Annotated in this window: 8 protein-coding genes; 1 reads left to right on the top strand and 7 read right to left on the bottom strand. The window is 62.7% G+C overall.

Going from position 1 to position 13,814, the window contains the following annotated elements; translation table 11 throughout:
* The first annotated feature begins 21 nt into the window (after positions 1 to 21).
* Positions 22 to 336: a hypothetical protein gene (locus ACXZ1M_RS26665; protein WP_459050616.1), complete on the top strand. Its 315-nt coding sequence runs from the start codon at positions 22 to 24 to the stop codon at positions 334 to 336.
* Between the two features lie 86 nt (positions 337 to 422).
* Here ACXZ1M_RS26665 and ACXZ1M_RS26660 read toward each other — a convergent pair whose 3' ends face one another.
* The 7 genes from ACXZ1M_RS26660 to ACXZ1M_RS26630 all read right to left on the bottom strand — a co-directional run bounded on the left by ACXZ1M_RS26660 (position 423) and on the right by ACXZ1M_RS26630 (position 13,607).
* On the bottom strand, positions 423 to 3,302 hold the full coding sequence (locus tag ACXZ1M_RS26660) for a TonB-dependent receptor (protein ID WP_459050615.1): 2,880 nt from the start codon (positions 3,300 to 3,302) through the stop codon (positions 423 to 425).
* A gap of 215 nt (positions 3,303 to 3,517) precedes the next feature.
* Entirely contained in the window at positions 3,518 to 4,324 is an 807-nt protein-coding gene (locus ACXZ1M_RS26655) for a CsgG/HfaB family protein (protein WP_459050614.1), read from the bottom strand.
* 101 nt (positions 4,325 to 4,425) lie between these two features.
* The gene (locus ACXZ1M_RS26650; protein WP_459050613.1) at positions 4,426 to 5,223 is read right to left on the bottom strand and encodes a TatD family hydrolase; all 798 of its coding nucleotides are present in this window, start codon (positions 5,221 to 5,223) and stop codon (positions 4,426 to 4,428) included.
* 4 nt (positions 5,224 to 5,227) lie between these two features.
* Positions 5,228 to 5,923: a lipoprotein-releasing ABC transporter ATP-binding protein LolD gene (gene lolD, locus ACXZ1M_RS26645; RefSeq protein ID WP_459050612.1), complete on the bottom strand. Its 696-nt coding sequence runs from the start codon at positions 5,921 to 5,923 to the stop codon at positions 5,228 to 5,230.
* Entirely contained in the window at positions 5,916 to 7,181 is a 1,266-nt protein-coding gene (locus tag ACXZ1M_RS26640) for a lipoprotein-releasing ABC transporter permease subunit (RefSeq protein WP_459050611.1), read from the bottom strand. The genes lolD and ACXZ1M_RS26640 overlap by 8 nt, the downstream gene beginning before the upstream one ends.
* 147 nt (positions 7,182 to 7,328) lie before the next feature.
* Entirely contained in the window at positions 7,329 to 8,042 is a 714-nt protein-coding gene (locus ACXZ1M_RS26635; RefSeq protein WP_459050610.1) for a PEP-CTERM sorting domain-containing protein, read from the bottom strand.
* 33 nt (positions 8,043 to 8,075) lie between these two features.
* Complete coding sequence (locus tag ACXZ1M_RS26630; RefSeq protein WP_459050609.1) at positions 8,076 to 13,607, bottom strand: SdrD B-like domain-containing protein; 5,532 nt, start codon at positions 13,605 to 13,607, stop codon at positions 8,076 to 8,078.
* Positions 13,608 to 13,814: the final 207 nt, after the last annotated feature.

The raw sequence follows: 13,814 nt of genomic DNA, 5'->3' as shown, positions 1-13,814 counted from the left end.
CACTTTCCGAGAGGTAATGCCATGCTGCCCTTCCCCAATTTCACCCAATTCACTGTTCCAGCCACGGCCACTTCGGGCGGGATGTGGGATCAGATATTCGGCGTCTATCAGCGCGCGTTTGAGCACAACAGTCATGAGTTGTGGACCAGCTCGGCGAGGATCATTCAGGAGCACGCTACGCGGGCGTGGATTGAGGCGTCGCAGTCGTGCATGACGGCGCTGGCGGAAAATGCTGCGTCGATTCAGCAGCGTGCGTTCACAAATCTGGTAGGCGCGCAGCAGGAGGCTGCCGCGATTGCTACGACTGAAATGACCAAGGCGGTCAGCGGTCACTAGACCCCAAAACGAAAGGGTCGGACCCGGAGGGTCCGACCCTGACTGCAGCGGTCTGCCAGCTTTACAGGTGCCGCTTGCTTTTCAGCTTACATCTTCCAGCGCAAACCCACTGAGACCGAACGTCCGATCTGGAGCGTACCGAAATTGGTCACTTGCGCATTACCCGCATTGCCGAAGTGGTAGTACTGCTGCTGCATCTCGTTGGTCAGGTTGACGCCACTGATATCGACCGACATGTTGTCGTTGATTTTGTACGAGACTTGCATGTCCACGCTCTTCTCCGGATGACGCCAGATACCGATCGGATTGGCGAACAACGCGGCTTCGTTGCTAGCCAGGAAGCCGGAGCGCCAGACATAGGACAAGCGCGTGCTGAGCGGACCCTTTTCGTAGGCCAGGGTGGCGTTGTAAGAGCGGTCGGACACGCCGAAGAACGGTGTCTTCAACTGCGCGACGATGTCGCCGGCATCATTTGCCTCAGGCACGTTCTGCGACGAGGTGAGCTTCGTAAAGCTGCCCTGGAAGCCCAGACCGTCCAGCAGGCTCGGCAACCCTTTCGGGAAGTAGATCAAGCCGAGCTCGGCGCCACTGATCGTGCCGTCGGAGGCGTTGACCGGCGAGTTGATGACGTAGTCATAGCCGTTGGTATGGTCGCCGCCCGAGGTCGAGTTGCGGAACGGGTCGTTCGCCGGATCCACGTGCACCTTGCGACGCAAACCAACAACCAAACCGTCGATCTTGCGCTTGAACGCCGTGCCGTACAGTGCGCTGTCCTTCTGGAAGTACCACTCGGCCGTCAGATCCAGGTTTTTGGAGCGCGTCGGTTTCAGGTCAGGATTGCCGCCGCTGCCCGAGCCATAACCCACCTTCGACACGTCGTCACCGAGCTGCAGGACCGGATTCAGATCACCGAAGTTCGGACGGCGCAGGGTTTCGCCGTAGTTAGCGCGCAGCACCACATCCTGGGCCGGGTCGTAAATCAGGGTCATGCTAGGCAGGACCTTGCTGGTCGACTTGCTGGCACTGGAGGCCGTGACAGCCTTGGTGGTCGCATCAACCTTGTAGAAGGTCATGTCGGTATCGACCTTGACGTAACGCGCGCCGAAATTGCCGCGCAGGCGATGGCCGAACAGCTCGGTTTTGGCGTTCCCCATCAGGAACAGGTTGCTGGTCTTTTCTTCGACCCCGAACGTCTTCTGCAGGCGCAGTTTGTCGGTGGTCAGGAAGTTCGCATCGGTCGAGCTGAACATCTTGCGCCAGTCGTCGATATGGTCGCGGATGTAGTAGGCGTTGGGTTCCACCCATGAGCGCGGGACGTCCGAGATGTCGGTGCCGAAGTTCGAATTGGTGGAGGAATACTCCGGCCCCAGCGAGGCGAGGTTGCGGTTCAAGGTGCCCGATTGGGTCCGGTTGGCCTCGGACGCCTTGCGATCGTCGAAGCGCACGCCGAAGTGGATCGTCTCCAGCGCGCCCCAGTCGGCATCGTAGACGCCCGACAGATTGGCCGTCGCGGCACTGCCCTTGTTGCGGTTGGCGTTATCGTAGAACTGCGCCACATTCCACTTGGTCGCGTCGGTCAGATCGGCATCGTTATTGAAGTGGAAGGCCGTGTTGCCGCCGCCGGCGTTGAAGTCGACGTTGATCGACGGTGCGACGCGATCGATCCGGGTGGCCGTGAATTCCGAGTGGAAGGTACTGGTTTGGTAGGACAGGTCACCTTCCAGCTTCAGGCGGTCGCCAATGTTCCACTTGCCGTTCAGGGCATAAACATAGGAATCGGTTGCCGACGTGGTGTAGTCGCCGCTGTTGAAGCCATAGACGTTGTTGACCTTACGGCTCTTGATGACGTTGGTTCCTGGATACGTCGTAATCGTGCTCGCAGGGTTGCTGCCGAGGTCGCCCCACCAGTCGACAAAGCTGAACAGCAACTGGTTGAAGGCCTTGTCACGATAACCGTTGTACATCGATTCGAAGGTGTAGACCGTATCGCTGTCCGGTTTCCACTGCAAGGCGACGGTGGCGGCGGGACGCTCGCGCTTGCCCTGCAGATCGCTCTGGAACACGGCGTCGCGCGCCAAATAATAAGGATAAGCCTTGCCGCCGAAATTCAGCGTCGAGCCGGCTGCCATCGGCAAGCCGGTATGGGTACCAGGCGCCCATATATTGTTGTCGAAGATGCGCTGCAAAGGCGTGTAACCTGGCGGCACTTCGGCGGCATTCGGGCTGGTGAAAGGCACCATGGCGCCCGGCGTCACGCTCTCATTGCGGTACTTCGTCTCGCTGGCCGACAGATTGACCAGGGCGCCGACTTCGCCGATGCCGGTGTCCCAACGGTTGCTGAACATGGCGCTAAGCTGCGGGTTCGCCTTTTTCGCAGGCTCGAGATAGGTTTCACGCGCCGACAGCGACACTTTCGGGCCTTTGAAATCGAATGGCCGCAGCGACTTGACGTCCACCTGGCCGGCAATGCCGGTGTCCAGTTGGCTGGCATCGCGCGTTTTGTAGACGTCGATCTGGCGCACCAGGGTCGAAGGAATGTCTTGCAGCGCGACCTGCGTGCCGGACGCCGTGAAGATATTGCGGCCGTTCCAGGTGGTTTGGACGTCGGGCAGGCCGCGAATCGACAAGGTGCCGACTTCGCCGCCGGCGCGGTTGGTCACCTGTACGCCCGTGATGCGCTGCAGCGCTTCGACGACATTGTTATCGGGCAGTTTGCCGATGTCTTCGGCCACCACCGATTCCACGACCTGGTCGCTGGTGCGCTTGATCGCCAGACTCTTGATCAGCGATGCCTTGACGCCGGTGACGACCACGGTCGTGTCGGCCGGCGCCGTCGCGTCGGCGGCCGCTTGCGCCCACACCGATGCGCTGCTGAGCACGCCGGCGCCCAAGAGCGCGGCAACGGACATTTTCAAATAAAGTGGACGTGCGCATACGGCCGCAATGCGGATGGATTTGTCGTGCATGGTGTCTCCCTTTGTTTAGTTTTTCTTGATGCAGTTTTAATACCGCTCAATTCATCTTATGGAGATCGCAACACCCAATCCAATCGTTTTTTTTCGCTGTTCGATATTGTTTTAAGTATCGCGCATGCTGTAGCGCCCCAAAACCAACGCCGCAGGGCTGCACCTTGCGGTGACAGGCCTGCGGCGTATTTGCAACGTCTTGCCGGGTTAAACGTTTATTTCGGTCGCACGTCGGTCGCTTTCACCGCCACGTGCTCAGTGATGTTCTTGGCCGCGATGGTCTCGGTCAGGAAGGCGGTGGACTTCACCAGCAGGTCGCGCGCCACCTCCTCCAGTGGCGAACCGCTGATGCTGGCGTGGCTGCCGCCCAACGCCGTGCCGCCGCCCCAGCCCATGGCCGAAATGCCGAAGCCGTTCTTCTCGTTGTTGGCCTGGAAGGTCTTGGAGGCGATGATCTTGGCGCGCTTGACGTCCACCACGCGGATATCCATGTTCATGTGCACCTTGGACTTCTTGAAGTCGACCGCGCCGGCCAGCAGGGCCAACGGGCCGCGCAGGAAGCTGGCGCCGCCCAGGCCGGTCGAGCTCTGTTCGAAGCCCAGCGAGGTGATCGAACCGGTGATCATGTAGTCGGCCGCTTCGGCCTCGACCTTCTTGCCGACCAGGGCCAGTTCCTTGTTGATCTCGTCCAGCTCGGCGCGTTCCTGCACGTCGAAGCAACCGGTCTGGGTCAGCGCCGTGGCCAGCATTTCGGTCATGCCGGTGCCCACGCCGGTGTAGCTTGGTTGCGACACATTGCCGGAACGCTCCCACCAACGGTACTGGCGCGGGTCCTGCTGGCCGGCGCCGGACGAGCAGTCCGCCGACTTGCATTTGAATTCGGTGAACACCACGCGGGCCGACGGCGCCGCGCACTTGGGCACGTCGATCACGCGTTCGGATACTTCGCTGGGCTCGGCGAAGCCAAGCACAGGGACCAGCAGCAGCACTGCGGCGGTGTTGTTGAGTACGTATGATTTCATGCCGCTCTCCATTGTAGTGATGTCAAGATTTTGGATTATGCACTGTTATCCAAACAACATCTATGGAAACTCTACAATTGGATGCAGATTCTTTGTGGAAATTACAATTCCACAGCCATGCGCGGCAGCGCGGCGCGGGCGTTGGCGCTGGTGGCTGCGGCCACCTGTTCCACCGTCATGCCGCGCAATTCGGCCAGCACGGCGCCGATGCGCGGAATCTGGTCGGGGCTGTTGCGGCCCGGATGGACCCAGGCCGGCGAGATGTCCGGCGCGTCGGTTTCCAGGACGATGGCCTCCAGCGGCAGTTCGGCCGCCAGACGGCGGATCTGCAAGGCACGCGTAAAAGTCATCGCTCCGCCGAAACCGAGTTTGAAACCGAGATCGATATAAGCCCTCGCCTGCTGCTCGCTGCCGTTGAAGGCGTGGGCGATGCCGCCGTTGGGACGGATCTGGCGCACGTGCTTGAGCACCACGTCCTGCGAGCGGCGCACGTGCATCAGCACCGGCAGCTCGAACTCGCGGGCGATTTTCAGCTGTTCGCGGAAAAAATGGATTTGCTTCTCACGCATGGCCGGTTCGGTCAGCATGGGAATGAAGAAGTCGAGGCCAATCTCGCCCAGCGCCACGAAACGCGGGTCGGCCATGGCGGCGGCGACCTGCTCGCGCAGCACGCGCAGGTCGTCCTCGGCGGCATGGGGCACGTAGATCGGGTGGATGCCCAGCGCGTAGCAGGCGTTGTCGACGCCGGCCGCCAGTTGCGCGACAATGGGAAAGTTGGCCGTCTCCACCGCCGGGATCACGATCATGCCGACACCCTGCGCCTTGGCCAGCGCCGCCTGCGACACGGATTCGTTGCCGAATTCGTGGGCGTCGAGATGGCAATGGGTGTCGATCCACATCGGCTTACACCACGTCCGGCTGCAGTCCCTGCTCGGTCATGCGCAGCACGCGGTCGCAGCGGCGGGCCAGTTCGATGTCGTGGGTGACGATCACGAACGCCGTGCCCAGCGTGCGCGACAGCTCCAGCATCAGGTCGAAGATCTGCTGCGCGGTGGCGGTGTCGAGGTTGCCGGTCGGTTCATCGGCCAGCACGCAGGCCGGCTGCGTGACCAGTGCGCGCGCCAGCGCCACGCGTTGACGCTCGCCGCCCGACAACTCGCCCGGCACGTGCGACACGCGCTTACCGAGGTTGACGCGCTGCAGGATCTGCTGCGCCACCGAGGTCGCTTCGCTGCGCTTGACGCGGCGGATCATCAGCGGCATGGCGACGTTGTCGAGCGCGCTGAATTCCGGCAGCAGGTGGTGGAACTGGTAGACGAAGCCCAGCGAAGCGTTGCGCAGGTCGCCGCGCGCGGTTTCGCTCAGGCTGGCGAAGTCCTTCTCCAGCAGGGTCACGCTGCCGCTGCTCGGCGTATCGAGTCCGCCCAGCAGGTGCAACAGGGTCGACTTGCCGGAACCGGAAGCGCCGACGATGGCCACGCGCTCGCCGCGCCGCACATCGATATCGATGCCGGCCAGCACCTTGACCGAATACGCGCCCTGGGTGAAGGTCTTGCCGAGGTTGCGGCAGGACAGGACGACAGGTTGCAGATTACTCATAGCGCAGCGCCTCCGCAGGTTTCACGCGGGCGGCCCACCAGCTTGGGTACAGCGTGGCGACGAAGGCCAGCACCACGGCCACGCCGCCGATCTTGAATACATCCGGCCAGCGCAGGTCCGACGGCACGCTGCTGATGTAGTAAATATCCTTGGACAAGAACTGCACTCCCAATAAATGTTCGATAAACGGCACGATGACGTCGATGTTCAGCGCCACCAGCACGCCCAGCGCGACGCCGATGAAGGTGCCGAGGATGCCCACCAGCGCGCCCTGGATCATGAAGATTTTCATGATCGAGCGCGGCGAGGCGCCCAGCGTGCGCAGGATGGCGATGTCGGCCTGCTTGTCGGTCACCGTCATCACCAGCGTCGACACCAGGTTGAAGGCGGCCACCGCGATGATCAGCGTCAGGATGATGAACATCATGCGCTTTTCGGTCTGGACGGCGGCGAACCAGTTGGCGTTGAGCTTGGACCAGTCGCGCACGAACAGGTCGCCCGCCATCGACTGCTTGAGGTCTTGCGCCACTTGCGGCGCGCGGTGCATATCGCTCAGGCGCAGGCGCAGGCCGGCCGGAGCGTCGATGCGCAGCAGCTTTTCGGCGTCAGTCAGGTGCACGAAGGCCAGGGCCGAGTCGAACTCGTTGTGGCCGGCCTCGAAGATGCCGACCACGTTGAACGAGCGCAGGCGCGGCAGAACGCCGGCCGGCGTCGGCTGGCCCTGGGCCAGCGCCAGTGTGACTTTCTCGCCGAGGTTCACGCGCAAGGTGCGCGCCAGCTCGATGCCCAGCACGATGTTGTACGCACCCGGCTGCAGCGCATTGAAGCTGCCGCGCTTGGTCTGCTTGGCGACGTCCGAGACCTTCGGTTCTTCTTCCGGCAGCACGCCGCGGATGATGGCGGGACGCAGCACGTCGTCGCGGATCAGCATGCCCTGGGTTTCGGCGAACGGCGCGGTGCCGATCACTTCCGGGTTCTTGCGCGCGGCGGCGGCGGCCTCGCGCCAGTCCGGCATGGCGCCACGGCCGTCGAAGATCTCGACGTGGGCCAGCACCGACAGCATGCGGTCCGTGACTTCCTTCTGGAAGCCGTTCATCACCGAGAGCACGACGATCAGCGCCGCCACGCCGAGGCCGATGCCGGCCATGGAAATCAGCGAGATGAAGGAGATAAAGCTATTGCGTCCGCTGCGCTTGCCGGCCCGCGTGTAGCGCAGGCCGACCAGCCATTCGAACGGCAGATTCTTGATAATACTCATGGGCTCCGGAGGGGATCAAACTCGATAAGCCCGAAGTGTGCCATATAAACGCGATTTCATGGGTGAAACGCCTAACTCAGCCATAAAAAAGCCGCGCCGGGCAGCTTGGCTGCGCGGCGCGGCTTTTGACATAAGGATCAGAAGGTATTAAGCCTCAAACTTGGCGCTTTTGTCCGACTTGCGGCGGCCCATGAAGCCGACCATGCCCAGGCCAACCAGCAGCATGGCCCAGGTATCGGCTTCCGGCACGGCCGATACCGAGATCAGGTTCTGCGAAGCGCCAGCCGACGAGGTGCCGGCGTAGATCGAGTAGCTGTACTGTGCGCTGGTCGGCGCGGCGTGCAGCATGACGTCTGCAGCTTTGACGATATCATCGTCCAGGTCCGCGCTGAACGCTTGGCCAGTGCCGCCGTAGATGTTGCCGTCATCCGCCACCACATCCCACAGCGCCAGCGCGAAGCCGAGGCGCTTGGTGCTCATTTCATCGGTGGTACCGGTGAACAGGCTGGCGTACGAGCTATTGAACAGCTTCTTGACTGCGGCGCTGTGGTCGGCCAAACCTTTGTTCGAGAACCAGGTCGGCAGGCTCGCATTCTTGTCCTCGGTGTAGGTGGTCAGCGGTTGCTGATCAACCTTTGGCTCGATGCAGAACGCCAGGATATCGGTCCCCGCCGAGGTGCCCGAGAGGGTGAAAACCTCGACCAATTGCACGCCCGGCGCCATTGGTTTCAGCAGCGGCGTGTTGGCGGCGTCGAAGATCATGCCCACTTCGGCCGGGTTGTAGTCGATGGCGTGGCTGGCGCCGGAGAAGATCAGGGTGGCGGCAACAGCGACGGCTTTGAGTGCGAATTTGATGTTCATGATGTGTTTTCTCGTTTTAAAAATGAATGTGAATTAAGCGTAAATCGCTGTTTCTACCGCACATTGCGCCACCAGCTCGACGGCCGGAGTCACGCCCTGCAACAAATCGGCGATGGTGGGGGCCGTTACGCCCGCCGCCGCCGCATCGGCCGCCGCGACGTTGAAGTACACGTCGGTCATGTCGGCCACCTTGCCGTTGCTCAGCACAACACTGCTGCGCTCCAGGTGCAGGTTGTTGTTCTCGTCCAGGAACGGCAGCTCGGTGTAGCCGACGTTCAGGCTGACCACGCCGGCCTGCGCCAGGCTGATCAACTCGCCGGCATCGGTCTTGCCGTTGCTGTTGGCGTCCTGCCAGATGCGCAGGCTGCTGAACTGGGCGTCGCTGGCGTTGACCACGCCGTCGCCGTTGCTGTCGTAGCTGGCCAGCTTGGCGAAGCCCGAACCCTTGCTGGCGCCGCCGAACAGCTCGCTGATGTCGTCGATGCTGCCGTTGCCGTTGCTGTCGATCGCCAGGAAACCGTCGCCTTTGGAAAGCCAGCCGGACTGGATCGCCTTGCCGGTGCCCAGCAGGTCGAAGCTGCCGGTCATGTCGTCACGGGCGATGGTGTGGATGCCGTCGCCGTTCAGATCGATCGCGATCGGCGTGATGGTGGCATCCCAGCTCATGTCGTTCTTGCCCGAGGTCAGCGTGATGGTGTCGGTCTTGGTGACGTTGGTCAGCGCCTTGCCGTCGCCGGCCACGTCGGAGTCGATCGCATCGTTGGTGCCGGTGTTCTTGACGCCCCACTTCCAGTTGCTCATGTTGTAGGTGGCCTTGTCCGACTGGAAGTACATCTTGACGTCGGTCTTGTCGAACTGCAGGTAGTAGTTACCCGGCGTCAGGTCGACGAACTTGTAGTTGCCGTTGCTGTCGGTCTTGACGGTCGAGCCGAGCTGCTTACCGGTCACCGCGTCGAACAGCGACACGCTGATGCCGGCGATGCCCTCTTCGCCCGTATCCTGCACGCCGTTGTGGTTGGCGTCGCGCCAAACCTTGTCGCCGAGGCTGGCCTTGCGGTAGATGCCGGCGTCTTCGGTAGTGATGTTCTGGCCCAGGCCCAGCGAGATGCTGCCGGTCTTGCCGCTGCTGCCCGACACCGTGGTGATGTCGGAATCGTTGGTGTCGTTGCCTTGGCCGGACTTGGTGAAGAACCAGCCGCTGCTGTTGACCACTTCGACCTTGTAGTTGCCGGCCGCCAGATCATCGAACAGGTACTTGCCGCCGTCCTTGGTGACGGTGGTCTCCTTCAGCGCGCCGGTGGTCGCGTCGTACAGCTTGACGGTGACGCCATCGACGCCCTTCTCGCCGCTGTCCTGGATGCCGTTGTAGTTGCTGTCTTCCCAGACCTTGTCGCCGATGCTGCCCAGCTTGACGATGCCGGCGTCATGGGTCTTGTCGACCTGGCCGGAAGTGACCGTGAACTGCGCGGTCAGGCCGGTGGCGTCGGCGTCGGAATCCTTGGCGTCGTCGCTGCCCACGTCCTGCTTGGTGAACTGGTAGCCGTCCACTGCGCTGAACTTGACCGAGTACTTGCCCGGCGCCACGTTGGCAAACGAGTATTCGCCGTTGGCATCGGTAACGTCGGTGGCCACTACCGCGCCTTTTTCATTGAGCAGCGTGACTTTGACGCCGCATACGCCGCCTTCGTTGGACTGCTGCAGGCCGTCGCCGTTCAGGTCGCACCAGACCTTGTCGCCGATGAGGGCTTTCTGGTACAGGCCGGCGTCCATATTGGTGACGTTCTGGCCGGCCGCCACGGTGACGCTGCCCAGGTTGCCGTTGCTGTCGGCATTGCTGTCGATGGCGTCGTTGGTGCCGACATTCTGGCTGGTGGTGTAGTAACCGCTCGGCGCCTTGACGTTGACCGAATAGGTGCCTGCCTCGACCGAGAATTTATAGTTGCCGTTGCTGTCGGTGGTGGTGGTCTTGACGACCTTGCCGGTGTTGTCCTTCAGTTCCACGGTTACGCCGGACTTGCCGCTTTCGTCGCTGTCCTGCAGGCCGTTGCCGTTCTTGTCGATCCACACGCGGTCGCCGATGGTGGCGGCAGCCAGCACGCCGGCGTCAACCGACTTGTCGACCTGGCCGGAGGCCAGGGTGAAGGTGTGCGATACGCCGGCGGCGCTGACGTCGGAATCCTTGGCGTCGTCGGTGCCCTGGTTGGCGGTGGTGAATACCATGCCTTCAGGCAGCGAGGCCTTGTCGAACACCACGGTATAGGTGCCCGGCTTCAGGTTGCTGAACAGATAGTTGCCGTTGGCATCGGTGGTGGCGCTGGCGCCGACCTGGTTGCCGGCCGCGTCCAGCAGCTTCACTTTCACGCCGCCCAGGCCGGCTTCGCCGCTGTCCTGGATGCCGTTCTTGTTGGTGTCGAGCCAGACACGGTCGCCCACCGATGCCGACTTGTACAGGCCGGCGTCGATGCTGGTGTTGTTGTCGCCGGCGTTCAGCACCACGCTGGCGCTCTGGCCGCTGGCGTTGAAATCGCTGTCCTTGGCATCGTCGCCGCCCAAATCCTGGCCGGTGAAGTTGTAGCCGGCCGGCGCGCTCACCGACACGGTGTAGCTGCCAGGATCGGCGGTGAAACTGTATTTACCGTCGGCTGCCGTGGTGGTGGTCTGCACCACCTGGCCGCTGGCGTTTTTCAGCTGCACGGTCACGCCCGCGATGCCGGTTTCACCGGTATCCTGCACGCCGTTGCCGTTCTTGTCTTCCCACACGGTGTCGCCCAGCTTGGCCTGAACCACCACGATGCCGGCGTCCAGGTCGTTGTTGACGTCGCCCGAGGCCAGGGTCACTTGCGCGCTCTTGCCGGTGACGGTGTCGGCGTCCGAATCCTTGGCGTCGTTGCCGCCCAGGTCTTTGTCGGTGAACACGTGGTTGGCCGGCAGCGAGTCCTTGTCGAACTGCACGCTGTAAGTGCCGGGCTTGAGATTGGTGAAGCTGTAGTTGCCGTTGGCGTCGGTGGTGGTGCTGGCGCCGGCCACCGCGTTGCCGTTGGCGTCGAGCAGCTGCACTTTGACGCCGGCCACACCGGTTTCGCCGCTGTCCTGCACGCCGTTGCGGTTGGTGTCCAGCCACACGCGGTCGCCCAGGGTGGCGGCTTTGTAGAAGCCGGCATCGACGTTGTTGTTGACCTGGCCTGGGCTCAGCGTCACTTGATCGCTCTGGCCGTTGGTGTCGATGTCGCTGTCCACGCCATCGGCGCCGCCGTGCTGGCCGGTGGCCGTCATGCCGCTTGGTGCGGTGACCGAGATCGAGTACTTGCCCGGATCGACGGTGAAGCTGTACTTGCCATCGACGCCGGTGGTGGTGGTCTTGACCACGTTGCCGTTGGCGTCCTTCAGGTCGACCTTGACGCCGACGATGCCGGCTTCACCGGCATCCTGCACGCCGTTGCCGTTCTTGTCTTCCCACACGCGGTCGCCCAGCGTGGCTTGCTGGATCACCAGGCCGGCGCGCAGGGTCAGGTCGTCGCCCGAAGCCAGCGTGACTTGCGTGGTTTTGCCGGTGCCGGTGTCGGCGTCCGAACCGGCGCCGCCTGGACCGCCTTGGGCGGCGGTGGTGAAGTTGTAGCCTTCCGGCAGGCTGCTCTTGTCGAACTGCACGCTGTAGGTGCCTGGACGCAGGCCGGTGAACTGGTAGTGACCGTTGGCGTCGGTGACGGCAACCGCGCCATCGACCGCATTGCCGTTCGCATCGAGCAAGATGACCTTGACGCCTGCGGCGCCGGCTTCGCCGTTGTTCAGGCGGCCGTCGCGGTCGGCGTCGAACCAGACGATCTGGCTCAACGAAGCCGGACGATACACGCCGGCGTCGATGTTGGCATTGTGCTCGTCCGCGCCCAGCGTGACGCTGACTTCGCCGCTGGCGTTGACGTCGCTGTCGAGCGCGCCGTTGGCGCCCTTGCCTGCATCGGTAAAGGCATAGCCGGCCGGCGGCGCCACCGACACCGTGTAGGTGCCCGGATCGACGGTGAAGCTGTACTGGCCGCCGTCGTGGGTAACCACGGTGCCGACCACGTTGCCGCTGCTATCCTTGAGCGAGACGGTGGCGCCGTCCACGCCCAGCTCGCCGCCGTCCTGCACGCCGTTGCCGTTGCTGTCTTCCCACACGCGGTCGCCCACGGTGGCCTGGCGCACGATGATGCCGGCGTCCAGGGTCTGGTTGCTCTCACCCGAATTGAGCGTGACCTGACCGGTCTTGCCGGTGACGGTGTCGGCATCGGAATCGGCGGCGGCATTGCCGCCCTGGCCGGCGCCGGTGAAGTCGTAAGCTGCCGGCAGGGTGGTCTTGTCGAACTGCACGCTGTAGCTGCCCGGCTTCAGGTTGCTGAACTGGTAGTGGCCGCTGGCGTCGGTGGTGGCGGTTGCGCCGGCCACAGGGTTGCCGTTGGCGTCCAGCAGCGTGACTTTCACGCCGGCCACGCCCGCTTCGCCGCCGTCCTGCACGCCGTTGCGGTTGGTGTCGTACCAGACGGTGTCGCCCAGCGAGACTGGACGATACAGGCCCGCATCGACGGTGTTGTTGCTGCTGCCTGGCGTCAGCGCAATGGCGCCAGTGTTGCCGTTGGCGTCGATATCGCTATCGGTGGCGCTGTTGCCGCCCTGGCCCTGCGGCGCGGCAGCGTAGCCGGCCGGCGCCTTGACGCTGACCGAATAGGTGCCGGCGTCGACGTCGAAGTGGTAGGCGCCGCTGGCATCGGTGGTGGTGCTGGCGACCACGTGGCCGTCGGCGGCTTTCAGCTCAACGGTCACGCCGGCGACGCCTGCTTCGCCTGCGTCCTGCACGCCGTTGCCGTTGCTGTCTTCCCAGACGAAATCGCCCAGCTGGGCCGGCGGGACCTTGAAGGTCAGGTAGTTCGGGGTGGCGCTGGTGTCGGCGGCGCCGCAGCCGACCATGCCGCCCGCATCGCGCACTTTAAAGCCGATGTCGAAGGAACCCGAGGCGCTTTGGCTAGGCTCGAACGCCAGCTTGCCGGCGGCGATGTCGGCGGCGGAGATTTCCGCGCCCACGGCCACGGCCACGCCGTTCACGGTCAGTTGGCCGGCGGTCGGCAGCGAGGTGATGATCACCGACTGGAAGGCGTCGTGCTCAACCGCGTCGACGAAGCCGAAATCGCTCTGCGCCAGCGCCACGGGAGCGCCGTTGCCGAGGGTGAAGGTCTTGTTGGCGCCGGTCGGTGCATCGTTGACCGGGTCGACGATGACCTGCAGGGTCAGCGAGATGCTGTTGCTGCTTTTCCCGACGGTTTCCACCACAAACTCGAAAGTGCCGAATTGGCCGTTGTAATGGGTAGCCCAGGCACCCGGATTGACGTAGATCGTGTCGCCATCGATCTTGCCGAACAGCGCCGTGTCCTTGGTCGTGACGGTGTTATTCGGCAACACCACCGACATCGTGGCGATCTTCAAGGGGTTGGCGCTGCTATCGTAGCCTGCGGCAGTCAGGATGTCGCGGATGTCGAAAGTACCATAAGTATCTTCACAAATGTGAATGCTGGTGACAATAATGGGAGCGCTCATGCTAGGCCTTCAAAAGTAGTTTTTTTGGAATTATCAATTAGGCCGGCACGGTCGCTACGTGGTCTAGGTAGGCGGTGACAGCTGAAGCAGTCGTCATCACAAGAGGCTTGAGTGATGCCGTTAAAACATGTAAGTTGTCGCAATTATAGCTAATTTTTTCCGAAAAGAATTAATAATTTTTCTCTTTTGTGGCAATTTCGTAATTCT

The sequence above is a fragment of the Duganella paludis genome, assembly GCF_054461335.1.
This window is presented reverse-complemented; position numbering and strand designations above follow the sequence as displayed.